Here is a 26,582-nt window from a genome sequence, read left to right on the forward strand (position 1 = left end):
GGCAGCGCCCCTTCATCGCACTAGAGCCTGCGAAACGTAAGATAATGCGGCACGCGGCCCTCGCGCAGCGCCTTTTGCTCATAACGGGTGCTGATCCAGTCCTCCCACGGCGCCCGCCAATCGGCAGGGCTCTCGGCCAACCACTCAAAGCCTGCCTGTGGTACTTCCTCAAGGGTCTGGCGCACATAGTCCGGAATGTCCGTCGCAACCCGCAACATGGCACCGGGCTGCATTGCGCGGGCCAGCGGCACAAGATGCTCTTGCGTCACAAAACGGCGGCGGTGATGGCGCGCCTTGGGCCATGGGTCAGGATAAAGCAGAAAGGCACGGGAAATACTGGCGGCAGGCAAAACATCCATCAAATCGCGCGCATCACCGGGATGCACCGCAAGGTTTGACACATCCGCACGGCGGATCTTGCCCAGCAACATCGCAACACCATTGATATAGGGTTCCGCCCCGATGATGCCGGCGTCCGGATTGGCGGCAGCCTGATGCACCAGATGTTCGCCACCCCCGAATCCGACCTCAAGCCAGACCGGTTTGCCGCCAAACAGCGTCTCAAGATCAAGCGGTGCCCGGTCGGGATTGTCCTCCCAACTGACGGCACCCGGAGACAGCGCCTCCAGATCCTCGGCGATATAGGCGCGCTGGCTCTTCTTAAGGGTCTTGCCCTTCAGGCGGCCATAGAAATTACGATGGGGGCGTTTGGTCATGGGCGGGCGTTTAGCGCGCAGGCCCCGCGGGGGCAATGGGGAGGTAAGGCGCAGGTTTCCTGCGCCCCGGCATCAGACATCACGCGCGGCATCCAGAAAGATACGCAAATCCGTCAGCACAGGCTGAATTTCCGCCAGACGGGTGGTGTCGAACCCTCGGGCAAGCGCGACAAAGTCAGGGCCAAGATCGACGATCACACGGGCAAACAGCGCGCGCCCGTCATCCGTCAGCCACACACGTTTGGAGCGGCCATCCTTCGGGTTCGGGCGCATCTCGATCAATCCCAAACCTTCCAGCCCCTTCAGGGTGTGGGTCATCGAGGTCTTGGGGACCTGAAACGCGCGGGCCATATCGATCGGGGTCTGGCCGTCTTCACGGCGGCTCAGATGGCTCAACACCGAAAAATGCGGCGCGATGAGATCACCCGGCAACCGCGCCTCAAGAATGGCGCGGCTGAGCTGTTCGATGATACCGATTTCCTTGAACACATCAAAGATCAAGCCAACATCCTGTCCGCCTTGCCCGTCATCCATACGCCGTCCCCATCGCGACTATCCTTCCAAGATCTTGCGCTCCAGCGGCCAGCGCGGGCTTTGACCCACCTGGGGGCCATAACCAATGCGGGCAAACATCTGCACGGCACCACCATCCGGCGCGAACCGGGCATGCAGTTCCCGATATATGTCCGACATTTCAGGGTACTCCTGCAAGCCCTGGCTCAGCGGCTGCATCCCCAGCCCCGCGCGCGTGGTCGCAAGGTTCAGCCGCAGCCAGTCGCGTCCGGCATTGATCTGATCGGTGCGGGTGTTGGTCGGCGTGACCTGCCAGATGTGGCCCATGGCCGTATCGGTGTTCTCAAAGACCGCCTTCAACCCGCCACGATAGGCCATCGACGACTGATCAAGCGCCGCCTCGCGCGAGAATACCCCGGTCAGCGCCATCGCCTCGAAGGCAGGGCCGGAAAAGTCGATGCCGTCCGGGTTGACCTCAACCTCGCGGCTGCCGATGCGGAACAGATCGACGCTTTCCTTGTAGGTGTGCGGGGTCTCGATCTCGATACGCAGGGCCGCATGGCTGATTTTGCGCAACGTGGCAATGTCGTCCGGGGCGACTGTGCCTTCGACCTTGGTCCGCTCGGCGGCGGCGATCACGTCCTCCAATACGGTCGGATCAACGGGGCGCGTAATGTCATAAGGTTCCTTGAGCGAGCGGCGCTGCATGACATGTGCAAACAGATCAGGTGCGGGCACGCCAGCCCCTTGTGCAAACCGCGCCACAGCCACGCGGCGCGTATCAAGCCCGCCCGGGTCCTCTCCGTCCGGGAACAGATCAAGTTCGACACCGTATCCCTGCGCCGCGGCCGCGAGTGTCATCAGCTCCAGAAAACAGCCCAGCCCCACAACGATTTGGCGGTTGAACGGGTCAGTGTAGGGCAACAGCCTGTCCGTATCGACATGCAGCGTGACTTCGCCAGCGCGGCGCAGATCAACGAGCCAGGGTTGGCGGTTGTGCGGATTGGGGGCGAGGATTGCATAGGACAGCGCATTCATGCGGGGATCAGCATAGCCACCAGCGGCAGCCCAAGGTGCCAGCGCGCTGTGAGGCGTTCGGGTGACTGCCAAACCAGCCGCACCGCCAGCGGCCACGATGAACCCGCCACCCAAAAGGGCAAGTGTCTTGCGGCGTGAAAGGGTCACGGGGAGGATCCTCCTATTTAGTACGATATCCCACCATTATAATGCAATATCGATCTAAATAAAGTCCTATATTGCACTAGATGCGGGCAAGGAAGTTTCATATTGCCATGAAAACCGAGCATTGGTAAGTAAATATGACCAATCCAGAGGGTTATCATGGCCGCCATCACCAACATCGACGACCTCAAGCGGATCTATGAGCGCCGCGTGCCCCGCATGTTCTTCGACTACTGCGAGTCGGGCAGTTGGACCGAACAGACCTTCCGTGACAATTCCTCGGACTTTGATGACATCCGCCTGCGCCAGCGCGTCGCTGTCGATATGTCCGGGCGCAGCACTGCGTCCCAGATGATCGGGCAGGATGTGGCAATGCCCGTCGCGCTGGCCCCCGTCGGCCTTACCGGCATGCAACACGCCGATGGCGAGATGAAAGCCGCCCGCGCCGCCGAAAAGTTCGGGGTGCCCTTTACCCTGTCCACCATGTCGATCAACTCGATCGAGGATGTGGCAGGCTTTACTGACGCCCCCTTTTGGTTCCAGCTTTATACGATGCGCGATCAGGATTACGTCTCGCGCCTGATCCAACGGGCCAAGGACGCCAACTGTTCGGCCCTCGTGATCACACTTGATCTGCAAATCCTCGGGCAGCGCCACAAGGACATCAAAAACGGCCTCTCCGCCCCGCCCAAACTGACGGCCAAGACCATCGCGAACCTCGCCACCAAATGGGGCTGGGGGATCGAGATGCTGTCGGCCAAGCGCCGCGACTTCGGCAATATCGTCGGCCATGTCGAGGGCATCTCGGACACGTCGCAACTGGGCGCGTGGACGGCAGAGCAGTTCGACCCCTCGCTGGATTGGAACAAGGTCGCCAAGCTGAAAGAGCAATGGGGCGGCAAGGTGATCCTCAAGGGTATTCTGGATGCCGAGGATGCCAAGATGGCGCTCAAGGTGGGGGCGGACGCGATTGTCGTTTCCAACCATGGCGGGCGGCAGCTCGACGGGGCGCTGAGTTCGATCCGCGCCCTGCCCGCGATTTTGGATGCAGTCGGGGATCAGGTCGAAGTGCATCTCGACAGTGGTATCCGGTCGGGTCAGGACGTGCTCAAGGCCCTCGCGATGGGGGCAAAGGGCACCTATATCGGCCGCGCTTTCATCTATGGCCTTGGCGCGATGGGCCAGCAGGGCGTGACCGAGGCGCTCAATATTATTCACCGCGAGCTGGACACGACCATGGCCCTGTGTGGTGAGACGAACGTGAACAATCTGGGGCACCACAATCTGCTGGTACCAGAAGGGTTCGAGGGGCGCTGGCAGGATTAGCAATTTCGCTGCGTATTCCACGCAGCGACCGTCTGGGGGGCCAGCCCCCCAGACCCCCCGCGGTATTTTCGGTCAAAAGAAATCAGGCGGGACGCACCGCCAATAGTCGCGCCCACCACGGCACGAGCACAGCGGCGACGACGCACATGACGGCGGCAATGACATAGAATGAAGCGCGCAGGCCGAACCCTTCGGCCACGTAGCCCATGACCACGGGCCCAAGGAAGAAGGCCGCGTAGCCCAAGGCCGCCGCCTGACTGATCGCCGCCAGCCGGTATTTGCGCGGCACCGCCTGCCCCACAAGACCAAGGGCGAGTGGGCCGACCACTGACACGCCCAGTCCACCGAGCAGGAACCCGGCATAGGCGACTGGCAGGCTCGGTGCGGCACCTGCGAGTGCGAGGCCCACACCCGCAATCAGCGATGCGATCACCATCACGCGGATCGGCGGCCACCCTGCCCCGAACAGATGTGCTCCCAGACGGCCCACCGCCATGCCGCCCGCCAGCAATGCCGGGCCAAGGGCGCCTTGGGCCGGGCCTCCGCCCAACATGCGTTCGATGTGGAGCGCGGACCAGCCTTCGGAGGCGGCCTCTCCCAGAAAGGCGGACAGGACGACGAGGCCGCCGACCCAGACCAGCGCGCGGGGCATGCCGGCCACGGGCGCGGTGGGGTCATCTTCGGGGGTAATGCGATCCGGCAGGCGCATCCATATCATCAGGACGCCAACGGCCACCGCCATACCCGCAAAGATCGTCACTGGCCCAAACCCGGCCCCACGCGCTGCACCGACAGATACCGCCGCCACCGCGTAAGCGACCGAAAACATCCCGTGGTTCAAATTCATAAGACTGCGCCCCGTTTCGGCCTCCGCCTCGCTGACCTCGGCATTGGCGAGCACATCAGCCACCCCAGATCCGCCTGCCGCCAGAAACAGCGCGAACCCGATCATCACCGGTCCTTGCGCCGTTCCGCTGAGCAGGAAACCCGCGATCATGCCAACGACCCCGGTCATCAACGCCCACGTGCCCATCAGGCGAAACACCAGCGGGGCCAGCCACATCGCCATCAGCGCACCCGTGCTGCCCATCAGCACAAGCGTGCCCCACAGCCCGTCGCCGACCCCCACCTGGGCCTTGATCACCGGCATCTGAGCCGAGAAACTGGCCCAACCAAAGCCGACGACGATAAAGCCTGCAAGCGCACGGCGCGATGCGTGAAGATCATGGAGAAGTTGCATGCCTCAAGCGGTCGCATGAGATCCCCCAACCGTCCAGCACAAAGCATAGGTTTTTTGCACTTTTCATGTGGGTCAAACCGGTCTATAGCGCGCACTTCACGCGGGGTGACAGCCTTGGAGGCACTCCGCCCTTACATTTGGAGAAATACGATGGCTGGAGAGATTCCTGATCTCGAAGCCCTGGAACGCACGGGGACAGGCAAGGGCGCCGCTCGTCAGGCCCGCCGTGACGGCATGGTTCCAGGGATTGTTTTTGGTGGCGACGCAGATCCGCTGCCAATCAATCTGCCCTTTAACAAGCTGCTGAAAATGCTGAAAGCTGGTCGGTTCAAGTCGACCCTGTTCAACATGAAGGTCGAAGGCCACGATGACGTCCGCGTCATCTGCCGCGACGTGCAGCGCCACGTGGTCAAGGATCTGCCCACACATGTGGACTTCATGCGCCTCAAGCGCACCACCAAGATCAACCTGTTCATCGGTGTGGACGTGGCTGGCGAAGAGGTGTCGCCCGGCCTGAAAAAAGGCGGCGTGCTGTCGCTGGTGCGCCCCGAGGTCGAGTTGATCGTGACCGCAGCCGACATCCCCGAGAGCATCACAATCGATGTCTCCGAAGCGGAAATCGGCGACAGCATCACGATCTCGTCCGTCAACCTGCCCACAGGGTCCAAGCCGACCATCGACCGCGACTTTGTGATCGCCACGATCTCTGCCCCATCGGGCCTGCGCTCGGCCGAGGACGCCGAAGCGGATGAGACCGAGGCCGATGAAGTGCCCGCAACCGAGCAGGCTGACGACGCATAAGCAACGCCGACAGAGATGCAAGACATCAAGGCCGCCCTTGTCCGGGGCGGCCTTTTTCATGGCGCCGGCCCGTGGTTCGGCCGCTCTGCACGGGCGAGGTCGCGGCCATGGGTTCATGGCAGGTGATGAAAGTCATGGCCTGCGCAACCAACTTGATGCTGGGCGGTCCAACGGGGATCCGTGTGGGCAGATCAGCCTTACCGCCACGGTCTTTGCCCTCGCGTTCACGGTGACATCCGGTTCTTTCTGGCAATCCGCAGCATGCCACAGATCAGGTCCCCGGCGGGTCAGATTTACCCGGGCAAGGCGCGTGGTCCTTGTTGTGCCCTGCCCCCCGCTTTATGCTGCGTGGCAGCAAAGTGGTGGAGCGCCTTATGAAACTCATTGTCGGTCTCGGAAATCCGGGTGCGAAATACGCGCACAATCGGCACAATATCGGGTTTATGGCGCTGGACCGGATCGCCGCCGATCACGGCTTTCCGGCGTGGAAATCCAAGCATCAGGGTGTTGTGTCCGAAGGGCGCTTTGGTTCGGACCGTGCGGTCTTGCTGAAACCCGAAACCTTTATGAACAAGTCAGGCGACAGCGTAGGTGCCGCCATGCGGTTTTACAAGCTGGAGCCCGCGAATGTAGTGGTCTTGCATGATGAAATCGACCTCGCCCCGGCCAAGGTAAAATGGAAGATCGGTGGCGGCCACGCGGGCCATAACGGATTGCGCTCCATCCATGCCCATATCGGGGCTGATTATGCGCGGGTGCGCCTCGGTGTGGGCCATCCGGGGCACAAGGATGCGGTGCCCGGATATGTGCTGCGCGACTTTCCCAAGGCGGATGCGGGATGGCTTGATGATGTGATGCGCGGCTGTTCGGACGGGGCACCCTATCTGGCGGTCGGGGATGGTGCGAAATTTATGAACGCGGTTGGTTTGCGCGTCTCGCCGCCCCGCTCGGGCACGGGGAACAAGGGCATGGCCGCACCTGCCACCCCGACACCAGGACCAGCGCAGAAACCCGATGATCGCTCGGCCCTGCAAAAGCTGATGGACCGGTTCACATGAGTCTGACCCAGGCCTTTCGCGATCAGGCTGGCACATGCGCGCGGATGGGGTCGCCCCTGATGGGCCGTGTCCTATCGATCATGGCCGAGCATTGGGACGCCACGACCGCGCTCGGCCACGCGATGGCCGCCTATTCCGGCGATATTGGCCCCTCAGGTCACTCTCTGCCGCTGCGCATCGCGGGGGGGTTGCACGCACTGGTATTGCAAGGGACGGACGACCGTTTGATCGCCGCCTATCCGCCCAACACCGTCAATGATGAAACGCTCGAAGCTGCGGTTCTATCTGCCTTGAAAACACATCAGGATTTCTTGCTGGATTGGACCCAACTGCCACCGCAAACGAACGAGGTGCGCCGCAGTGCAGCCCTGATCGCGATGGCACATGTGGCCTGTACCCATTTTGACAGACCGGTTGTGTTGTCCGAATTGGGCGCGAGCGGCGGGCTGAACCTGATGTGGGACCACTTTGGGGTGTCAACACCACTGGGATCTTTCGGGTCGGATGACCCAGTATTGACACTGACACCGGAATGGGAGGGTGCGTTGCCGCCCGCCGCGTCCCCTGTGATTGTGGACAGGTTAGGTGTGGACCTTAACCCATTGAATCCACGCCATAACGACGACTTGTTACGGCTCAGCGCCTATCTGTGGGCAGATCAACCCCACCGCCTTGAACTGACGCGTGCGGCGGCCTCAATCTTCACCGCTCGGATCGAAAAAGGCGATGCGATCAAATGGTTGGCAGATCGTCTTGAGGCGGCACCTGAAGGGCATATGCACATCCTCCAGCACACAGTCGCATGGCAGTATTTCCCCGCGGACGCACAGGCACGCGGCACCGCAATGATCGAGGCCGCAGGCGCGCGCGCGACGCCCGAAACACCGCTTGCATGGATGCAGATGGAAACGGATGGTGACAAAACGGGTGCAGTGGGTGCTGCCCTGACCCTGCGATTGTGGCCAGGCGACATAACGCTCAACCTGGGGCGCGCTGATTTCCATGGCCGTTGGATCAATTGGACAGGCTGACCCTAGGGATGGATTGCGCAAGCGATAGGTCTGTGGATTACTCGGGCCAGCCAGGGGGTAAAATATGCGCAAAATCCTAAAATGGACACTCAGAGCCGGGCTCGCGTTGATAATCGCCGCTCTTGTAGTCGGATTCTGGAAACGCGAAGAGATCACCCGCCTGCTCGCCGTCAACTCGTTGTTTGACGCAGATCGCATCGTGTCCAATTTCTCCAATATGGAGAGCGCATTTCTCCACCAGGTTATCCCCAGAGGGGATGGCCCAATCAGCCCCCTGCCACAGGGGAGCAGCTTGTCGATGCCCCCAAGCTATGCGGATTGGGTGACGGACCGCACTGTCACCTCGACGCTTGTTCTGCACGACGGCGTTATCGTGCACGAAGCCTATTACCATGACACACAGCCCGACGATCTGCGCATCAGCTGGTCGGTCGCCAAAAGCTATCTCTCCGCCCTGTTTGGTATTCTGGTTGAAGAGGGCGCGATCACCTCGCTGGATACGCCTGTGACTGATTATGCGCCCATGCTCGCGGGTGGGGCCTATGACGGGGCCAGCATCCGCAACGTGTTGCAGATGTCGAGCGGGGTGACCTTTGACGAGGACTATCTGGATAAGAACAGCGATATCAACCGGATGGGTCGCGTTCTTGCCCTTGGGGGCAAGATGGACGAGTTCGCAGCAGGGCTGACGGATCGCTTCACCGCGCCGGGGGAGGAATGGAAATACACCTCAATCGACACCCACGTGGTTGGCATGGTGATCCGGGGTGCAACGGGGCGCAGCGTGCCCGACCTGATGGGCGAAAAGCTCATCGCACCCCTCGGCCTCGAACAATCACCACTCTACCTGACGGACGGGGTCGGCGTGGCCTTTGTACTCGGGGGTCTCAACATCACCACGCGCGATTATGCCCGTTTCGGGCAAATGATCCTGCAAAACGGGCAATGGCAGGGTCAGCAGATCGTCCCTGCGGACTGGATTGAGGCCTCGACCCGCCCAAGCGCGCCCACTGCGTCCGGCAATATCGGCTATGGCTATCAGTGGTGGATTCCCGTGGGTGCCGGCATCGGGCAGTTCATGGGTCGTGGCATCTATGGGCAGTACATCTATATTGATCAGCAAGCGGGCGTCGTCATCGTGACCACCGGCGCGGATCGCAAATTTCGCGAACCCGGCGTGAGCGAGGCCAATATCGAGATGTTCCGCCGGATTGTCGCAGCGACCAAGGGGTAAGGCACATGGAGCCTGAGGACAGTATAAACGTGCTTGGCACGGCTTTGACGATGTGCGGCATGGACCCCGTCACCGGCTTCTTTCGCGACGGGCACTGCAACACCTGCGCCGCCGATCAGGGCAGCCACACGGTCTGTGCGATTATGACGGCCGAGTTTTTGGCGTTCTCGAAATATGTGGGCAACGATCTCAGCACCCCGCGCCCCGAGTTCCGGTTTCAGGGCCTGAACCCCGGCAATCACTGGTGCCTGTGCGCCGCACGCTTTTTGCAGGCCCATGACGAAGGGTGCGCGCCCAAAGTGTCACTTGAGGCGACGCATAAACGTGCCCTAGATATCGTATCCCTTGAGGTGCTGCGCCAATACGCGGTCTAGGCCCTATTCGACGTTGCGCCCCTCGGGGCCCGACATGTCAAACCCAAGCGCGCGCGCGACGGTAAAGATATCCTTGTCGCCCCGCCCGCACATGTTCATGCAGATGATATGATCGGATGGCAGATCGGGCGCGATCTTCATCACGTGGGCCAGCGCGTGCGACGGTTCGAGCGCGGGAATGATCCCCTCAAGCGTGCAACACAGTTGGAACGCCCCAAGCGCCTCCTTGTCGGTGATCGACACATATTGCGCGCGCCCGATATCGTGCAGCCACGCGTGTTCAGGGCCGATGCCCGGATAGTCCAAACCGGCGGAAATCGAGAACCCTTCGAGGATCTGCCCATCCTCATCCTGCAACAGATAGGTGCGATTACCGTGCAGCACGCCGGGGCGCCCCCCGGTCAGCGAGGCGCAGTGCTCCATCTTGGCGTTGACGCCCTTGCCGCCTGCCTCGACCCCGATGATCCCCACGTCCTTGTCGTCAAGGAACGGATAGAAAAGCCCCATTGCATTCGACCCACCACCGATGGCAGCGATCAGCGTGTCGGGCAGCCGCCCTTCGGCCTCTTCCATCTGGTCGCGGACTTCCTTGCCGATGATACTCTGGAAATCGCGCACCATGGCCGGATAGGGGTGCGGCCCTGCGACCGTGCCGATGCAGTAGAACGTATCACGCACATTGGTGACCCAGTCGCGCAACGCATCGTTCATCGCGTCCTTGAGCGTGCCGCGCCCGGAGGTGACAGGCACAACCTCCGCCCCCAGAAGGCGCATGCGAAACACATTGGGGGCCTGGCGTTCGACATCATGCGCGCCCATGTAGACGACGCATTTCAGTCCGAACTTGGCACAGACCGTGGCCGTCGCGACCCCGTGCTGGCCCGCGCCCGTCTCGGCGATGATGCGGCTTTTGCCCATGCGGCGCGCCAGAATGATCTGACCGAGTACGTTGTTGATCTTGTGCGCGCCAGTGTGGTTCAACTCGTCCCGCTTCATGTAAATCTTGGCACCGCCCAGATGTTCGGTCAGCCGCTCGGCATGATAGAGGGGGCTGGGGCGACCGACATAGTGCTTCCACAGAAAGTCCATCTCGGCCCAGAAGGACTCGTCGGTCTTCGCCTTTTCATACTCTTCCTCAAGCGACAGGATCAACGGCATCAGCGTCTCGGACACGAACCGCCCGCCAAAGTCGCCAAAGCGCCCGTTTTCGTCAGGGCCGGTCATAAATGAGTTGAAAAGGTCGTTTGCCATCTTGGGCCTCCCCGGTGTCGGTGCGTTTGCGTCTATACCCCACTGGTCAGCGGGTAAAGACGGCGCACGTGCATCAAAGCGTGTTTGCGACCCCGACAAAGGCGCGGATCATGTCGGTGTCCTTGACGCCCGGCGCGGTTTCGACACCGGATGAAACATCGAGCTGATTGGCCCCTGTCAGGCGCACCGCCTCGGCGGCGTTTTCCGCCCGAAGACCTCCGGCCAGCATCCAGGGCACAGGCCAGCGGCGACCCGCAATCAGGGTCCAGTCAAAGGCCAACCCATTACCACCAGGCAAATCCGCACCCTTGGGCGGTTTGGCATCCACAAGGATTTGATCCGCAACACGGGCATAGGCGTCCAGCCTGGGCAAGTCCGAGGCATCGGCCACCCCCACTGCCTTCATCACCGGCAAGCCATAGCGGACCTTGATCTCGGTCACGCGCTCGGGGGTTTCGGACCCATGGAGTTGCAGCATGTCGAGCGGGACGGTCCCGGTCAGCTGATCCAGAAACGCATCATCGGCATTAACGACAAGCGCGACCTTCGCGACGCCCACAGGAACATCAAGGGCAAGGGCGCGGGCATCCTCAAGGGACACATTGCGCGGCGATTTTTCAAAGAACACAAAGCCCACATATTTCGCACCGGCATCCGCAGCCGCAGCTACGTGCTCAGGACGGCTGAGGCCGCAAATCTTGACCGAAACGGGGGGCATTTGGATCAGCTTGCTTCGTCAAGCAGGGCCAGAACATCGTCCTGCCCTTCGTGCTTTTCAGCCTTGAGGCGCTTGACCTCACGCTCAAGGCGACGCACTTCGCGCGCGTTGCGGGCGTTTTCAGCGCGCACCGCATATTCGCGCATCCATTCCCACACGAATCCAACCAGCAGGCCAGTGACGATGCCACCAAAGATCACCACAAACAGCGGCAGTTCCATGGTCGGGGTGACTGCAAAGAGGCCAGCGATTTCATCGGGCAACAGCTTGAGCGCCACCGGGCCGCGATTGGCCAGAGCAACAGCAATAAGGGCCACCGCAAATACAGCGATGCAGGCGTAACGAATGTAGCGCATCAGGCTTTCCCGTTCAGACGATCCCGCAACAGTTTGCCGGTCTTGAAGAACGGCACATGCTTTTCTTCTACGGAAACCGTTTCACCCGTTCTTGGGTTCCGTCCCACCCGCGCATCACGCTTCTTCACCGAGAAGGCACCAAAGCCGCGCAGCTCGACACGATCACCGCGCGCCATGGCATCGGTCACTTCATCAAAGATGGTATTCACAATCCGCTCCACATCCCGTTGATACAAATGTGGATTTTCGTCAGCGATCTTTTGGATCAGCTCGGACCGGATCATGGCAATACCCCCATAGGACGCCCCGCGTGGGCAGGTCTGAATTCTCGTATCTGTGGAGGGGACTATAGGAAGAATAATGGCCCCCGTGAATAGGAAGCCTTTGGTCTAAGCGGGTTTTTACACCTCCAATGTCATGCAGATCGCGATGAAAACCCCCATTTCAGCGTCAGGAGCACGTCAGGCGGCAATGACCAAGACCACGCGAGCCCCCTCACGGTTGCGTGATTCGGGGCACTGGACGGGCTGTGCAGAGACGGAAAAAGGGGCCCGCATTGGGCCCCTTTCCTAAATCAGTACGCGGTGCCTGACCCTTAGTCTTCGGTTTTCAGAGCCGCACCAAGGATATCACCAAGCGATGCACCGGAGTCCGAAGAGCCATACTGCTCGACGGCCTCTTTCTCTTCGGCGATCTCGCGGGCTTTGATCGACACACCCAAGCGACGGGTCTTGCCGTCGATATTGGTGATGCGCACGTCAACCTTGTCACCAACCGAGAAACGCTCGGGGCGCTGTTCGGCACGGTCACGGCTGAGGTCCGAGCGGCGGATGAAGGACTTCATGCCCTCATATTCCACTTCGACCCCACCATCTTCGATGGCCGTCACTTCAACCGTCACGATCGAGCCGCGCTTCACGCCGCCCACCGCTTCGGCGAACTTGTCGCCACCGATGGCCTTGATCGAGAGCGAGATGCGCTCTTTCTCGACATCCACTTCGGACACGACCGCCTGCACGACGTCGCCCTTGCGGTAGTCCTGGATCGCCTCTTCGCCGCGCTGATCCCAGCTGAGGTCGGAGAGGTGAACCATGCCGTCGATGTCGCCCTCAAGGCCGACGAACAGACCGAATTCGGTGATGTTCTTGACTTCGCCTTCGACTTCGGTGCCCTCGGGGTGCGTTTCTGCAAACACTTCCCATGGGTTACGCATGGTCTGTTTCAGGCCCAGAGACACGCGGCGCTTGGCACCGTCGATTTCCAGAACCATGACTTCGACTTCCTGGCTGGTCGATACGATCTTGCCAGGATGCACGTTCTTCTTGGTCCACGACATTTCGGAGACGTGGACAAGGCCCTCGACACCGGGCTCAAGCTCAACAAAGGCACCATAATCGGTGATGTTGGTCACGCGGCCTGTGTGGCTGGATTCCAGTGGGTACTTGGCGGCCACCAGATCCCATGGATCTTCCTGCAACTGCTTCATGCCGAGCGAGATGCGGTGCGTCTCTTTGTTGATCTTGATGACCTGCACCTTGATCGTCTCGCCAATCGTCAGGATTTCCGACGGGTGGTTCACACGGCGCCATGCCATGTCGGTGACGTGCAACAGCCCGTCCACACCGCCGAGGTCCACAAAGGCCCCGTATTCGGTGATGTTCTTGACCACGCCGTCAACCGTCTGGCCTTCGGTCAGGTTGCCGATCACTTCGGCGCGCTGTTCGGCACGGGATTCCTCGAGGATCGCACGACGCGACACCACGATGTTGCCCCGGCGGCGGTCCATCTTGAGGATCTGGAAGGGTTGTTTCAGACCCATAAGCGGGCCTGCATCGCGCACGGGGCGCACATCAACCTGAGAGCCGGGCAGGAACGCAACGGCACCGCCCAGATCGACGGTAAAGCCACCCTTGACGCGGCCAAAGATCGCGCCTTCGACGCGGGCTTCGCCTGCATAGGCGGTTTCGAGGCGATCCCATGCTTCTTCGCGGCGCGCCATCTCGCGCGAGATAACCGCCTCGCCCTTGGCGTTTTCAGCCGAGCGCAGGAAGACTTCCACTTCGTCGCCAACAGCGATTTCAGGGGCTTCACCGGGGTTTGCGAATTCTTTGAGTTCGACACGGCCTTCCATCTTGTAGCCGACGTCGATGATGGCCTGGCCCGCTTCGATTGCGAGCACTTTGCCTTTGACGACAGACCCTTCTTCGGGTGTGTCCATTTCGAAGCTTTCTTGCAGGAGGGCTTCGAATTCCTCCATCATTTTATCAGCCATGTGGCGTCGTTTTCCTAACTATATCTGTTTTTATCGGGCCGTGCGGTTGTCTCCGCCGGTCTTAGTTGATGCCCAAGGGGCGAAGGTGTCGGTCGGGCCCAAACAAAACAAAGAGGGCCGGATGAAGTCCGACCCTGCGCGTCTCAATGTCATTGTTGGTGTTTACACCTTGGCGACGTGCGGGCGTATAGCCGGAGTCGCGTGGCAGGGCAAGGGTCAGAGTGCCTGTGCCCATCGTTCGGCGGAATTGGGGGCGTTGCCCCCGGTTTTCAGCCTTCGGCCGGATTTATTGTTTAGGGGGCTCCGCCCCCGGCCTTGCGGCCTCCCCCGGAGTTTACCCGGCAAGATGAAGGGATCAGTATTGGCCTAGATCTCTTCGCCCAGCTCCTGCAATTCCTTCAGCAGCTCTTGATAGATTCCGTTGCTGTCGCCACCCCCGAACACGGTCGCGCCCCCCGAATAGGTCTGACCGTAAGTGCGTGCCACATTGATCGTCTGGATGAAAGCCGACAGTAGCTGATCCTTTTCCAGCGAGGACAGCGGGTGGATGAACACGCCCCAGAGCCGGCCTTGCGCCACGGCGTATCGGGCATCGAGCGCACTGTCGAAATTGGCCTGCATCAGCCGCATCAACTCCTCCGCCTTGAGCCCCTCGGCCGAGCGGATCGGCACCATGGCCCGCATCCGGTTCGCGCGCGGGTCAGCGATCACGATGACCGGAATGTCGTCGAGTGTGAACTGGATCGCATTGCCCGCCGCGGCAACCTCTGGGTCTATGGCCTGGATGATCTCGGCCATGCGCGCCATGGTCATGGGCGGTTCCAGCACGACCTCGGGTTCGGGGGTCGGCGCATCAGGTGTTGCGGTTTGGGACAGACCATACGTGCCTGCCCCTATCAACGCGGCAATCAGCAGGGCACGGACAGAAAAGAGGCGGGGCATGGCGGGACCTTTCATCAATATGATGAAAAGCTATGCCAGCCCCACCTCAATTTCCAAGCACCCTTTGGTGATCGGATGCAATACGTAAGGCGCAGGTGTCCTGCGCCCGTGGCTCAGAGGCCTTCTTTCAAGACTTCGCCCAAGTCGGTACGTTCCCAGCTGAACCCCCCATCCGCATCGGGTGCGCGTCCGAAATGCCCATAGGCCGCCGTACGTTCATAAACCGGCTTGTTCAGCGACAGATGTTCGCGAATGCCGCGTGGTGTGAGATCCATCGCCTTTGCCACAGCCTTTTCGATGGCATCGTCAGGGGCCTGGCCTGTGCCAAATGTATCGCAGTAAATAGACAACGGCTTGGACACCCCGATCGCATAGGACAGCTGGATCGTGCATTTTTCAGCCAGCCCTGCGGCGACCACATTTTTCGCCAGATAGCGTGCGGCATAGGCGGCGGAACGGTCCACTTTGGTCGGGTCCTTGCCAGAGAACGCGCCGCCGCCGTGCGGAGCCGCCCCGCCATATGTGTCCACGATGATCTTGCGCCCGGTCAGGCCCGCATCCCCGTCAGGGCCGCCGATCACGAACTTGCCCGTGGGGTTCACGTGCCATTCCGTTGCATCCGTTAGCCAACCGTCAGGCAGCACTTGCGTGATGTAGGGTTCGACAATGGCGCGGATATCGGCGCTGGTCAGGGCCTCATCCAGGTGCTGCGTTGACAGCACGAGCGAGCTGACACCGACCGGCTTGCCATCTTCATAGCGCACTGAAAGCTGGGATTTCGCATCCGGACCCAGAGCAGGCTCGGTCCCGTCCTTGCGCACTTCGGCCAGACGGCGCAGCATGGCGTGGGCATAGTGGATCGGCGCGGGCATCAACTCGGGCGTTTCATTGGTGGCGTAGCCAAACATGATGCCCTGATCGCCGGCCCCCTCTTCCTTGTCTGCGCGCGCATCCACGCCTTGGGCGATATGGGCGGATTGTTCGTGCAACAGGTTTGTGACTTCGCAGGTGTTCCAGTGGAACTTGTCCTGTTCGTACCCGATATCCTTGATACAGGCGCGCGCGATCTCGTCGATCTTGCCCATATAGGTGTGCAGCTTGTCCTGATCGCTCAGGCCAACCTCGCCCCCGATCACGACACGGTTGGTGGTGGCGAAGGTTTCACAAGCGACCCTCGCTTCGGGTTCTTGCGACAGAAATGCGTCGAGAACGGCATCCGAAATCCGGTCACAGACCTTGTCCGGGTGACCTTCGGAAACGGATTCCGAGGTGAAAGTATAGTTTTGGCGGGACATATATGCTCCATTCAATGTGACCCCGTCGCGTCAGGAAGCCGTTGCGACGGGCATGGACCCCGTTACGCGGAAGGTGGGGTGCCGTCAATGTGCTGCGTGCGCCGGGTACGGGCGCGATGCAACACGGCCACGATCAACCCGGCCAGCACCAGCACCACCCAAGGTAGATCACCCATCCGCGCATAGAGCGTCTGCGCGCCCGGGGCAGGCAATGGCGCGTCAATATAGCCCGCCGTGTTCAAGGGCAGCGCCTTGGTGATCCGCCCCCGCGTGTCGATCATTGCGGATATCCCGGTATTGGCGGCGCGCATCATCGGCAGTCCCTGTTCAATGGCGCGCATCCGGGCTTGCGCCAAATGCTGTTGCGGGCCGGATCGCGCCCCAAACCACGCATCATTTGTAAGCTGCATCAAAAACGCGGGCCGACTAGGCGTGCCGCCAACATCATGGGCAAAGACCGCCTCGTAGCAGATCAGCGGCAGCCCGGCACCAAGCGGTCCGAAATCCAGCAGCCGTGGCCCTGGCCCGGCGGCATACCCGGTGTCGGAGCGTTCGGCCAATGCGCGGATGCCCATATTGCGAAACAGCCACTTGAAGGGCATGTACTCTCCGAACGGCACAAGGTGGTGCTTGTCATAGGTCTGGGCGACCCGCCCCCCCGCACCCAGCACCGCCAGGCTGTTGTAATACGCACCCCGGTCGTCGCGCCGTTGGATCCCGAGCACCACAGGCGCGCCCCGCGCCGCCTGGGCTGCGGCCTCAAGCACAGGGGTGGCGTTTTCCAAAAGGTAGGGCAGCGCGGTTTCAGGCCATACCACAAGGTCCGGCGCAGGCCCGGCGGCTGTTGCGTCGATCTGGCGGTCCACAAAGACCGGGATCAGGGCCGGGTCCCACTTTTCAGTTTGGGGGGCATTGGGTTGGACCAGCCGAACCGTGTGGCCCGTCAGAGTGTCAGGGGGCTGGACCACCGGGATCAGCAACGCAATCGTGGCCACAATGGCCCCTGCCCCACTCAAAATCAGGCGTTGCGCTGACATGATGAGCCCTGCGACCCCCAAAAGTGCGGCCGTCACCCCGTGCGGTCCGGCCCACGCCAGGGATTGCCCGATATGCACATCAATCAGCGTTTGTGGCAGCATGGCCCAGGGAAAGCCCGTGAACAAATAGGCGCGCAGCATCTCGGCCCCCGTCCACGCCAAAACCAACATCCACGTGCGCCCCCCCGCCCATTTGGCAAAGGCCAGCGCGAGCGCCCAGAACGCGCCCAGCAACAGTGCAAGCAGCACCAGTGCAAACGGGGCCATCCAGCCGGTTGTGGCCGCATCGACCTGAAAGGGCTCTGTGATCCAGTTGAGCGTCAGTGCAAAGTACGCCCAGCCCAAGGCCCACCCGAACGTCAGCGCGCGCAGGGTCGACCGGGCTGCACGCAGCAGCGCAAATCCGGCCAACATGGGCAACAGGATGAACGGTGCCAGATCAAATGGAGCATGGGCCAGCGCCCCCGCCGCCCCACCGCACAGGGCGAGGCAAAGCTGCACCCACGAGGGCCAAGCCCCAAACCGCGCAACCTGGGGTGTCACGCAGCAGGCTCCGACCCGTTAAGACGCACGCGCAATCGTTTGATGCGCCGCGGGTCAGCATCGATCACTTCGAATTCGGCACCATCAGGGTGTGGTACGACCTCGCCGCGTGCGGGCACACGACCCGCCAGCATGAAGACCAGCCCGCCAAGGGTGTCGATCTCTTCTTCGTCCACATCATCGTGGGTGGTCAGTGACGTGCCCGTCTCGGCCTCAAAATCGTCCAGCGGTGTCTTGGCCAGTGCCAGATAGCAGCCGGGTTTTTCACGGCTGAACAAAACGCCTTCGTCGACGTCGTGTTCATCTTCGATCTCGCCAATGACCTGTTCGATCAGGTCTTCGATGGTGACCAGCCCGTCAACCCCGCCATATTCGTCAATCACCAGCGCCATGTGACGCCGTTCGGTCTGCATCTTGGTCAGCAAGACCCCGATGGTCATCGATGGGGGCACATAGAGCAGCGGCCGCAACTGGGCCCGCAAATCGAAATCCCGCGCATCGCCGTTGAACCCGTGATTGAGCGCGATGTCCTTGAGATGCGCAAATCCAAGAGGGGTGTCCAGCGTGCCCTCAAACACAGGCAGGCGCGTCATGCCGCTGTCCTTGAAGACCCCAACCAGTTCATCAAGGGTGATGGTGTCGGGCACCGCCGTAATGTCCGCGGATGGCACAGCCACATCTTCAACGCGCATGCGGCGCAGGTTGATCATGCCATGGCTTTGAGGTCGAGGGGGTGCGATTTCGGGGGGGGATTCCGAGGTATCAGCCGGACTGAGTGCGCCAATCACCCGCGCCAGAAATCCACCCGATGCGGCAGTTTCGGTGATGTCATTGTCTGACTGCGCGCGCTGCGCCGCGTCAGACGATCCGTCGTTTTCGCCCATTGGCTCCTGTCCAATTGTGGCAGCCCCGAACATCCGGGGCTGCTTTGATCCACCTCAATATGGGTCAGCTATGCCCAGAATGCCAAGTATTTCGACTTCGAGCGCTTCCATCCGTGACGCATCCGCATCACGGATATGGTCATATCCCAATAAGTGCAGCGTTCCATGCACGATCAGATGCGTCACATGGTCCGAAAAGCGTTTGCCCTGCGCTTGCGCCTCGCGCGTGCAGGTCTCATAGGCGATGGCGATATCCCCGAGACTGAGCGTGCCGTCCGGGTCCGCCTGCGGCACGCGCGGCACATCCCCATCCCCATCCGGGCCAAGCGCCGTTTCGGGCCAGCTGAGGACGTTTGTGGGGGTCGACTTTTCGCGGAATGTATCGTTCAGCGCAGCGATATGCGCATCGTCACAGCCCAGCACCGAGAGTTCGGCTGTGGGTATGTCGAGATGATCCAGGGTGGCGTTGATCGCGCGCGTGACCACCGCCGCAAGATCCGTGTGGTGCCAGCGCTCGTCTTCGATCAGGATGTCGATGTCATGTATCATATGTCGGACCGGGGGTTTCACACCCCCGGAACCCCCGTGGAGTTTGTATGGCAAGATGAAGGATCAGCCCGCTTCGGTGTCGGCCTCGTAGGCTTCGATGATCGCGGCCACAAGCGGGTGGCGCACAACGTCCTTGGAGGTGAAGTAATTGAAGCTGATCTTGGGCACGGATTTCAGCAGCCGTTCCGCGTCCGAGAGCCCTGATGGGACACCGCGCGGCAGGTCGATTTGTGTGCGGTCCCCGGTGATCACCATGCGCGAGCCTTCGCCAAGCCGGGTCAGGAACATCTTCATCTGCATGGTGGTCGCGTTCTGTGCTTCGTCCAGCACGACAAAGGCGCGCGACAGCGTGCGCCCACGCATGAAAGCCAGTGGCGCGATCTCGATGGTTTTTTCCTCCTTCAGTTTCGCCAGTTGCTTGCCCGGCAGAAAGTCGTTCAGCGCATCGTAAAGCGGCTGCATATAGGGATCGACTTTCTCCTCCTGGGTGCCGGGCAGAAAACCCAGCCGCTCACCTGCCTCGACCGCCGGGCGGCACAGGATGATCTTGTCCACATGGCCCGAGATAAACATCGACACGCCGACCGCGACGGCCAGATACGTCTTGCCCGTGCCCGCAGGTCCGATCCCGAAGGCCAGTTCATTGTCAAAGAGCGACTGCACATAGGCCTTTTGCGCATCTGTGCGCGGCTCGACCAGTTTCTTGCGTGTCTTGATCTCGATCCGGTTGCCCACTGGCATTTCAAGCTGGTCACCCTGCCGCGTGCCGGTGCCCGCCTCGGAGGGGCCCATCCGCAATTCGCGGTCCACATCCGCCGGTGCCACCTCTTTGCCCGCCTCAAGGCGTAGGTAGAGCGCGTTCAGCACAGCTGCTGCGCGGTTCTGCACGCCCTCTTCACCCATGACGCCAATCACATTGCCGCGGCGCACGATCTGCACCTCAAGCGCGGTTTCGATGGCCGTCAGGTGGCTGTCATAGGGGCCGCACAGATCAATCAGCAGCCGATTGTCGGGAAATTCCAGAACCACTTCTTTGGAGGGTTGATCCAGGGTCAAGGCCTGCTCCTTGTTTGCGAGATTTGCGAGTCTGTTTGGGTCAAGCGTGACAAGTTCCCGTCGCGGGTGCAACGCCGTGACCCGTCATTTCATGGATTTGAAACAAAAAAGGCCGGGGCGTCTGCAACGCTCCGGCCTTGATGTGGAATGTGGCGCGGATCAGTTGGGGTCCCGAATGCGCGAGCCACCTTTGAAGTCGCCTGCGGTGCGGGTGGGTTCGGCCACGCCCGAACAGACCGGTTTGCCGTATTGGTCGAGCCGGGCTGACAGGTACCCTTCGACACCGTCGTCGATGATCCAGTGATCACAGCCGTTGGGATCGACCCAGATGCCCGCCTGAAGCTGGCTGAGGTCTTTGCGATCCGTCCCCCGGTCCACCGTTTTGTCCGGCGGCAGGCCATCGCCACACGCGGCAAGAGCGAGGGCTGCGATCAGGGCGGGAACGAGTTTATACTTTGTCATTATAAGCGTCCCTTACTGAATGCAGATGATTTCGACACGGCGGTTCTTGGCCATGCCTTGTGCAGTGTTGTTGGCCGCCGCGGGCTGCCGTTCACCGTAACCGCGCACATCCGCGATCCGCGCCCCCGAGGCCTGGGCCACAGCCGCGACCGCATTGGCCCGGTTCAGCGACAAGCGCAGGTTATAGGCATCGCTCGCCCGGCTGTCAGTGTGACCGGTGATGATGAAGCTGGTCGCGGTCGAACTGTTAAAGAACTCTGTCAGACGCTGTTTGCCAGCGGCGTGGATGCGGAAGCTGTCCGTTTTAAAGAACTGATCGGACTGCATCACACCGCAGACGTTCCCACGGCGGCAGACCGGGATCCCTTTGCGGTTGGTGTGGGGCGTCATGTAGCCTTCGGCCCCGTCGTCCATCACCCAATGCTCGCACCCGTCCGGGTCCACCCAGATCGTCGGTATGTACTGGCCCTTGTCGCGCCCATTTTGCGAGCGCGTGTCCGTGCTAAAGTTTTGCGCCGATACCGGCACTGCCATTGCCAATGTCAGAACCACAGCGGTGGCAGCCGCCATGGTCAAAAGCTTTTTTACTGTTTGGGAATACAAATTCGCCACAGCCCTGTCCCTTTTTGTTGGTCCCCCGCAAAGACCATCAACACGTCTGAATGCCAGACCGACCTCTGCAATACTGCGCAAAACCGTATGCAATTATTAACGTTCTGTGAACCCGGTATTACCAGATATTGTGCCTTAAATCGGCACACTTACCATAAGACCGCGCAATTTCGCGGTCGAATTCATCCCATACGGGCGTTTAAACCAGTATTCCTGCCAGCGAATTGGTTGAGGCGCTGGTGATTCTCACCGGGGCGATTTGCCCGATCTCAACAGCGGCATTATCCACGTGGACGGCATGCAGATACTCGCTTTTGCCGCCCATCTGCCCGACCAGCCGCCCCGGCTTTTCGAACAGCACATTGACGGTGCGCCCCACCATACCGTTCTGAATGGCGCGCTGTTGCTGGGTGATCAGCGCCTGAAGCCGTTGCAGCCGGTCGTCGGCTACGGCCACATCCACTTGCGCCCGCTCAGCCGCAGGGGTGCCGGGCCGGGTCGAGTATTTGAACGAATAGGCGTAGCCGTAATTTACCTCCTCAACCAGATCGAGGGTGGCCTGAAAGTCCGCCTCGGTTTCTTCGGGGAAGCCCACGATGAAATCGCCCGACATCACGATATCTGGCCGCGCCGCCCGAATCCGTTCGATCAGTCGCAGGTAGCTGTCGGCGGTGTGGCTGCGGTTCATCCGTTTGAGGATCTTGTCGCTGCCCGACTGCACCGGCAGATGCAGATAGGGCATCAGTTTGGCGCAGGTACCGTGCGCCTCGATCAGGTCGTCGGTCATGTCGTTGGGATGACTGGTGGTAAAGCGGATGCGTTCCAGCCCGTCCACACGGTCCAGATCCCAGATCAGCTTGGCGAGCGTATAGTCCGATCCATCCGGCCCCGCCCCGTGATAGGCATTCACATTCTGGCCCAGCAACGTGATTTCACGCACGCCGCGTTCGACCAGATTGCGCGCCTCGTCCATGATGCGCGACACCGGGCGCGACACCTCGGCCCCGCGGGTATAGGGCACCACACAGAACGCACAAAACTTGTCGCACCCTTCCTGCACGGTCAGAAACGCACTTGGGCCGCGCTTGGCCTTGGGGCGCGATGTCAGCTTTTCGAACTTGTCTTCCTCGGGGAAGTCCGTATCGAGGGCGGTGGCCCCTGTGCGGGTCTTGGCCTCCATCTCGGGCAGGCGGTGATAGCTTTGGGGGCCGACAACCAGATCGACGGCAGGCTGGCGACGCATGATCTCGGCCCCTTCGGCCTGGGCCACACATCCGGCCACACCGATCTTGAGGTCCGGTTTGCCCTTTTTCAGCGCCTTGAGCCGCCCCAATTCGGAATAGGTTTTCTCGGCGGCCTTTTCGCGGATGTGGCAGGTGTTGAGCAGGATCATATCCGCCTCATCCGCAGACGTGGTTTCCACATAGCCCTGCCCGCCCAGTGCTTCGGCCATGCGCTCACTGTCATAGACGTTCATCTGACAGCCATAGGTCTTGATAAAGAGCTTTTTAGGCGTCGACATGGGGCGTATCCGGGGTTGAGGAAAATCAGGCTGGCGATGTAACAGTGCCTCGCCGATCTTGCAATGGAGCGCGGTTTAACCGAATGAAAGGGTTAAGCGGTGCATATCCCGGAGCACATATGCGTTTTGACAGTCTGACCCAGTTCGTAAAAACCCCCGAAGCGGTGCCTGCCAAGGGTCCGGTTGCCGTGGTTCTGGTCGAGGACAATATCGAGGTGGCCACCACTTTGCGCCACCACTTGCAGGCCGGTTTTGCCCACGTCATCGCCTGTATGCCCACCGATTTCGACATGCCGCGCGATCTGGTCGAGGATGTGATCCGCATCGACTATGACATGTCCGTCGAGGGCGCGCTGGAGGGCGCGATCAATCCGATCATCGCCGCTGTTCCTGCGGGCACGTGGCTTTATTACTGTTACAACGCCGAATTTCTGTTTCACCCGTTTTGCGAAACGCGGTCGGTGGGCGAAATGCTCGCCTTTCATACCGAAGAACGGCGCGACGGCATGCTGACCTATGTGGTGGACCTGTATTCCGACGACCTTTGGGAGCATCCTGACGCGGTGTCCCTTGATCGGGCGCATCTGGATCGCTCCGGTTATTATGCGTTGGCGCGGCCTGATGCGCAGGGTCATCCCAAGGAACGCCAGTTGGATTTTTTCGGGGGGCTGCGCTGGCGCTATGAGGAACACGTGCCCGAAGCCCGTCGCAAGATCGACCGGATTTCTTTGTTCAAGACCAAGCCGGGGCTGAAACTACGCCCCGATCACACGCTGAATGACGAGGAATACAACACCTATGCCTGCAAATGGCATCACAACCTCACGGCCGCCATCTGTTCCTTCCGCACCGCCAAGGCGCTGAAGCAGAACCCCGGCAGCACCTACGATATCCATACCTTCAAATGGCATAATTCGGCTCCATTCGAGTGGCATTCCCGCCAGCTCCTCGATCTGGGGCTGATGGAGCCGGGACAGTGGTTTTAGCGCACCAAGCCTCCCGCATTTGAGAGATTGAGCGATTTGGGGTAGTCTTGGACCCATCACCAATCGCAGATGGGAGTGCTGAGATGAGTTATGTAGATGGCTTTGTGGCCGCCGTGCCCACGGACAAAAAGGCGGCATTCATCGCCCATGCCAAACAGTCTTGGCCGATCTTTCAAGAAATGGGTGCGCTGGCGCAGTGGGAATGCTGGGGCGATGAAGTGCCAGATGGCGAGATGACGTCATTCCCCATGGCTGTGAAAGCCAAAGAAGGCGAGACCGTCGTGTTTTCCTGGGTGATATGGCCAGACCGCGCCACCCGCGATGCCAGTTGGGAGCGGATGATGAGCGACCCCGAGATGGAACAGAAAATGGGCGAGATGCCCTTTGACGGCAAACGCATGATCTATGGCGGGTTCCAACCTGTGTTCATGCAAGGTGCGACGCCGTCGGCCTAGCGCAAGACCGGGAACCAGTCCTCGCGCAGGCGTTGTCCTTCGACCATGTCGTGCCCTGGAAACGGGGGCGATGTGGGGCCGGGTCGCGTGACATAACACGCATCATCCCCGACCAGCCGCAGCGAGAACGCGCGCCGCCGGGTCGTGGCGGTGTTGCCGCGCGCGCCATGCAGGGTGCGGTAATGAAAGGCGACCGCATCGCCCGGCTCCATCTCGAACTCGACAATCCGCATGCCCTCGGCCTCGGGGTCCGGCACGGGGATGTAGTCGCCCTCAAAAAACGCCGTCTCTGACACCCACCGCGTTGGCACCACATCCTTGGGCCACAGGTGCGAGCCTGCCACGCAGCGCAGCGTCGCCTCCCGCACCGGATCAAGCGGGGACCAAAAGCTGATCGTCTGCTGACCCTGCACAAAATAATAGGGCGCGTCCTGATGCCATGGGGTTGCCATGGATGTGCCCGGTTCCTTGACCAGTACGTGATCGTGGAACAGCTGCACGGATTTAGACCCCATCAGGGTCGCCGCAGCATCGATCACCGCAGGGTCCCGCACCACTTCCTGAAATTCGGGAATACGCTGCCAATTGCAGTAGTCATCAAAAAACAGCCCCGTCTCACCCGCCCGATCATTGGTCGAGGCGTAAGGGCCGGGATCAGCCATGTTGCGCGCCACACCGGCACGCAGGGTTTCGACGTGAGGTGCGAACAGCCCGCGGATCAGGACAACCCCATCCGCGCGATAGGTTTGCGCACCCAAGGCCGTAGCAGCCGTCATTTACGACTTACGGCGCAGTCGGATCACCACATCCACCGACGCAATCTCGGCCCCCTGAGGGGCATCCGGCAGTTGCGCGATCACCAACTGATCAGATGGGGCATCCGTCAGCTTGGCGTCATCCTCCCAGAAAAAGTGGGGGTGGTCGTGGGTGTTGGTATCAAAATAGCTTTTGGAGCCGTCCACCGTGACCTCTTGCATGAGGCCCGCATCGCAAAACGCGCGCAAAGTGTTGTAGACCGTGGCCAGCGACACCGCCTCGCCCTGATCCTTGGCTGCCTCGAACAGGCTTTCGGCAGTGACGTGACGGTTTTGCCCATCGCCGACCAGCAAAGCCGCCAGCGTCACGCGTTGCCGCGTCGGGCGCAAACCTGCCCCGGACAGCCATGTGGTTCCAACTTGGTGCTGATCTTGTGTCATTATGTCCCCGTGCGCTCTCCCCTTACATATAAAGGGTCAAACTTTTGCAAATCAATTGCAAACACGCAGGCGTGCATTATGCCACACGTCCGAAAAAGCCCATTTGCTCGGACGCGCTAAAGGTCCGGCCCGGCGTATCGTAATGGGACAGCACCGCCACAATGCGCGATTTTGCCCCCTGCACGATGCTGACCCTGTGCGCCGTATTCACCCCAAGAAAGACATTCAGCGTGCCTGCCCCTTGAGGCAGTTGAATTGGCGTGATCTGACCGTCCAGCAGCGCGGCGATACCTGCGTGGTTCGGATCGTCCTCGCCGCGCAAATCCTGAGCGTATTCAAACACCCCGCCCTTTTCGGGTTCTTGCAGCAACAGGGTCGTGGTAAAAATCGAGCGATCAAAGTGCCAGTTCAGCGCCTCGCCATCGCGGTATTCCAGCACATTGAGACCCGCCAGCGCGTCATCCATCACGTAAAGCTGCGGGCGATCCATCACCGCCGCCAGAAAGATTACGAATTCGGGCCAGTTGTAAAGCCGATCCAGCGGCGTGCCCCGCAACTGGTCGTGACACAGCGTGTGGTTCGAGGTTTCGACCTTCTTGAGGGCCGGATCATCCGCGGCCACCCCCTCCACGGTGTCCTTGAAATGGATGTTGTGCCAGCGGCTATGATGAAAGGAGTCGCTTGCCATACGCGGGTGGACATGCTCCAGCACCTGGGCCAGTGCAGCAGGCCGCATGAACCCGTCAAAGTTGAACAACCCATCCCGCGCCAAGCCAGCTTTGGCCCCGTCCACAAGGGCCTGCCACGTGGCGGTGTGGGGGCGATCCAGCGGGTACCGTTCAAGGTCAACAATATCATCCATGTTCCGAGAGTGCCTGAAGAATGTGCGGGATGGCAAGTGTGCCTCATGGCCCCTGCTCTTGCGCTTTTTGCGTTCCCAGTGCTAGACGGGCCTGACCCCGCCACGCGGG

Annotated in this window: 29 protein-coding genes and 1 riboswitch; of the genes, 8 read left to right on the forward strand and 21 right to left on the reverse strand. The window is 60.9% G+C overall.

All coding sequences use genetic code 11. From position 1 onward, the window contains the following. Positions 1-20: 20 nt before the first annotated feature. The 3 genes from Q0859_RS10945 to Q0859_RS10955 all read right to left on the reverse strand — a co-directional run bounded on the left by Q0859_RS10945 (position 21) and on the right by Q0859_RS10955 (position 2,414). The gene (locus tag Q0859_RS10945) at positions 21-716 is read right to left on the reverse strand and encodes a tRNA (guanine(46)-N(7))-methyltransferase TrmB (RefSeq protein WP_299150964.1); all 696 of its coding nucleotides are present in this window, start codon (positions 714-716) and stop codon (positions 21-23) included. A 72-nt stretch (positions 717-788) separates the two neighbouring features. Continuing rightward, positions 789-1,250 (reverse strand): MarR family transcriptional regulator, encoded by a 462-nt coding sequence (locus tag Q0859_RS10950; RefSeq protein WP_299150966.1) that lies wholly within the window; start codon positions 1,248-1,250, stop codon positions 789-791. An 18-nt stretch (positions 1,251-1,268) separates the two neighbouring features. Further along, entirely contained in the window at positions 1,269-2,414 is a 1,146-nt protein-coding gene (locus Q0859_RS10955; protein WP_299150970.1) for a twin-arginine translocation pathway signal protein, read from the reverse strand. 156 nt (positions 2,415-2,570) lie between these two features. Here Q0859_RS10955 and Q0859_RS10960 point away from each other — a divergent pair, with 156 nt between their 5' ends. Continuing rightward, on the forward strand, positions 2,571-3,737 hold the full coding sequence (locus tag Q0859_RS10960) for an alpha-hydroxy acid oxidase (protein ID WP_299150974.1): 1,167 nt from the start codon (positions 2,571-2,573) through the stop codon (positions 3,735-3,737). 82 nt (positions 3,738-3,819) lie between these two features. On the opposite strand, the gene Q0859_RS10965 is transcribed toward Q0859_RS10960, so the two are convergent. Next, positions 3,820-4,977, reverse strand: coding sequence for an MFS transporter (locus Q0859_RS10965; RefSeq protein ID WP_299150979.1), 1,158 nt, complete (start codon positions 4,975-4,977; stop codon positions 3,820-3,822). Between the two features lie 150 nt (positions 4,978-5,127). Here Q0859_RS10965 and Q0859_RS10970 point away from each other — a divergent pair, with 150 nt between their 5' ends. The 5 genes from Q0859_RS10970 (at position 5,128) to Q0859_RS10990 (ending at position 9,475) form a co-directional block, all read left to right on the forward strand. Further along, positions 5,128-5,778, forward strand: coding sequence for a 50S ribosomal protein L25/general stress protein Ctc (locus Q0859_RS10970; protein ID WP_299150983.1), 651 nt, complete (start codon positions 5,128-5,130; stop codon positions 5,776-5,778). A gap of 374 nt (positions 5,779-6,152) precedes the next feature. Continuing rightward, positions 6,153-6,836: an aminoacyl-tRNA hydrolase gene (pth, locus tag Q0859_RS10975; RefSeq protein ID WP_299150989.1), complete on the forward strand. Its 684-nt coding sequence runs from the start codon at positions 6,153-6,155 to the stop codon at positions 6,834-6,836. Beyond that, positions 6,833-7,867, forward strand: a complete 1,035-nt coding sequence (locus Q0859_RS10980) for a DUF2332 family protein (protein ID WP_299150995.1) — start codon at positions 6,833-6,835, stop codon at positions 7,865-7,867. Before pth ends, Q0859_RS10980 begins: the two co-directional genes overlap by 4 nt. 64 nt (positions 7,868-7,931) lie before the next feature. Then, a complete protein-coding gene (locus Q0859_RS10985; protein ID WP_299150998.1) occupies positions 7,932-9,101 on the forward strand; it encodes a serine hydrolase in 1,170 nt (389 codons plus the stop codon). Positions 9,102-9,106: 5 nt separating this feature from the next. Further along, entirely contained in the window at positions 9,107-9,475 is a 369-nt protein-coding gene (locus Q0859_RS10990; RefSeq protein WP_299151001.1) for a DUF2237 domain-containing protein, read from the forward strand. A 3-nt stretch (positions 9,476-9,478) separates the two neighbouring features. Here Q0859_RS10990 and trpB read toward each other — a convergent pair whose 3' ends face one another. The 14 genes from trpB to miaB all read right to left on the reverse strand — a co-directional run bounded on the left by trpB (position 9,479) and on the right by miaB (position 22,974). After that, the gene (gene trpB / locus Q0859_RS10995) at positions 9,479-10,726 is read right to left on the reverse strand and encodes a tryptophan synthase subunit beta (protein WP_299151005.1); all 1,248 of its coding nucleotides are present in this window, start codon (positions 10,724-10,726) and stop codon (positions 9,479-9,481) included. Positions 10,727-10,799: 73 nt separating this feature from the next. Further along, entirely contained in the window at positions 10,800-11,444 is a 645-nt protein-coding gene (locus tag Q0859_RS11000) for a phosphoribosylanthranilate isomerase (RefSeq protein WP_299151009.1), read from the reverse strand. Between the two features lie 5 nt (positions 11,445-11,449). Next, positions 11,450-11,800: a LapA family protein gene (locus Q0859_RS11005; protein WP_299151014.1), complete on the reverse strand. Its 351-nt coding sequence runs from the start codon at positions 11,798-11,800 to the stop codon at positions 11,450-11,452. Beyond that, positions 11,800-12,084 carry an integration host factor subunit beta gene (gene ihfB / locus Q0859_RS11010; protein ID WP_299151020.1) on the reverse strand — a complete coding sequence of 95 codons (285 nt, stop codon included), beginning with the start codon at positions 12,082-12,084 and terminating at the stop codon, positions 11,800-11,802. The genes Q0859_RS11005 and ihfB overlap by 1 nt, the downstream gene beginning before the upstream one ends. Positions 12,085-12,395: 311 nt before the next feature. Next, positions 12,396-14,072 carry a 30S ribosomal protein S1 gene (gene rpsA / locus Q0859_RS11015; protein WP_299151024.1) on the reverse strand — a complete coding sequence of 559 codons (1,677 nt, stop codon included), beginning with the start codon at positions 14,070-14,072 and terminating at the stop codon, positions 12,396-12,398. Positions 14,073-14,438: 366 nt separating this feature from the next. Further along, a complete protein-coding gene (locus Q0859_RS11020) occupies positions 14,439-15,014 on the reverse strand; it encodes a hypothetical protein (protein WP_299151026.1) in 576 nt (191 codons plus the stop codon). A gap of 113 nt (positions 15,015-15,127) precedes the next feature. Further along, positions 15,128-16,309: a methionine adenosyltransferase gene (metK, locus tag Q0859_RS11025; RefSeq protein WP_299151028.1), complete on the reverse strand. Its 1,182-nt coding sequence runs from the start codon at positions 16,307-16,309 to the stop codon at positions 15,128-15,130. A 3-nt stretch (positions 16,310-16,312) separates the two neighbouring features. Next, positions 16,313-16,362, reverse strand: a riboswitch (SAM-SAH riboswitch). Positions 16,363-16,371: 9 nt separating this feature from the next. Further along, positions 16,372-17,889 (reverse strand): apolipoprotein N-acyltransferase, encoded by a 1,518-nt coding sequence (gene lnt, locus Q0859_RS11030; RefSeq protein WP_299151030.1) that lies wholly within the window; start codon positions 17,887-17,889, stop codon positions 16,372-16,374. Next, positions 17,886-18,773, reverse strand: a complete 888-nt coding sequence (locus Q0859_RS11035) for a hemolysin family protein (protein WP_299151032.1) — start codon at positions 18,771-18,773, stop codon at positions 17,886-17,888. The genes lnt and Q0859_RS11035 overlap by 4 nt, the downstream gene beginning before the upstream one ends. Before the next feature lie 54 nt (positions 18,774-18,827). After that, positions 18,828-19,322: an rRNA maturation RNase YbeY gene (gene ybeY / locus Q0859_RS11040; protein ID WP_299151034.1), complete on the reverse strand. Its 495-nt coding sequence runs from the start codon at positions 19,320-19,322 to the stop codon at positions 18,828-18,830. A 63-nt stretch (positions 19,323-19,385) separates the two neighbouring features. Further along, on the reverse strand, positions 19,386-20,378 hold the full coding sequence (locus Q0859_RS11045) for a PhoH family protein (protein ID WP_299151037.1): 993 nt from the start codon (positions 20,376-20,378) through the stop codon (positions 19,386-19,388). Positions 20,379-20,537: 159 nt separating this feature from the next. Next, entirely contained in the window at positions 20,538-20,840 is a 303-nt protein-coding gene (locus Q0859_RS11050) for a hypothetical protein (protein WP_299151039.1), read from the reverse strand. A gap of 12 nt (positions 20,841-20,852) precedes the next feature. Beyond that, a complete protein-coding gene (locus tag Q0859_RS11055) occupies positions 20,853-21,410 on the reverse strand; it encodes an OmpA family protein (protein WP_299151041.1) in 558 nt (185 codons plus the stop codon). Between the two features lie 241 nt (positions 21,411-21,651). After that, positions 21,652-22,974 carry a tRNA (N6-isopentenyl adenosine(37)-C2)-methylthiotransferase MiaB gene (gene miaB / locus Q0859_RS11060; RefSeq protein ID WP_299151044.1) on the reverse strand — a complete coding sequence of 441 codons (1,323 nt, stop codon included), beginning with the start codon at positions 22,972-22,974 and terminating at the stop codon, positions 21,652-21,654. A 119-nt stretch (positions 22,975-23,093) separates the two neighbouring features. Here miaB and Q0859_RS11065 point away from each other — a divergent pair, with 119 nt between their 5' ends. Together Q0859_RS11065 and Q0859_RS11070 are read left to right on the forward strand one after the other, a co-directional pair. Further along, positions 23,094-23,960, forward strand: a complete 867-nt coding sequence (locus Q0859_RS11065; protein WP_299151046.1) for a glycosyltransferase family 2 protein — start codon at positions 23,094-23,096, stop codon at positions 23,958-23,960. A gap of 83 nt (positions 23,961-24,043) precedes the next feature. Next, positions 24,044-24,415, forward strand: coding sequence for a DUF1428 domain-containing protein (locus Q0859_RS11070; protein WP_299151048.1), 372 nt, complete (start codon positions 24,044-24,046; stop codon positions 24,413-24,415). Here the strand turns inward: Q0859_RS11070 and Q0859_RS11075 are convergent. From Q0859_RS11075 to Q0859_RS11085, 3 genes are all read right to left on the reverse strand, one after another. Next, positions 24,412-25,191, reverse strand: coding sequence for a phytanoyl-CoA dioxygenase family protein (locus Q0859_RS11075; protein WP_299151049.1), 780 nt, complete (start codon positions 25,189-25,191; stop codon positions 24,412-24,414). The two genes, Q0859_RS11070 and Q0859_RS11075, sit on opposite strands and share 4 nt — an antisense overlap. Continuing rightward, on the reverse strand, positions 25,192-25,611 hold the full coding sequence (gene irrA, locus Q0859_RS11080) for an iron response transcriptional regulator IrrA (protein WP_299151051.1): 420 nt from the start codon (positions 25,609-25,611) through the stop codon (positions 25,192-25,194). Between the two features lie 76 nt (positions 25,612-25,687). After that, positions 25,688-26,473 (reverse strand): 2OG-Fe(II) oxygenase, encoded by a 786-nt coding sequence (locus Q0859_RS11085; RefSeq protein WP_299151053.1) that lies wholly within the window; start codon positions 26,471-26,473, stop codon positions 25,688-25,690. Positions 26,474-26,582 lie beyond the last annotated feature (109 nt).

This window comes from uncultured Tateyamaria sp., assembly GCF_947497045.1.
GTDB lineage: Bacteria > Pseudomonadota > Alphaproteobacteria > Rhodobacterales > Rhodobacteraceae > Tateyamaria.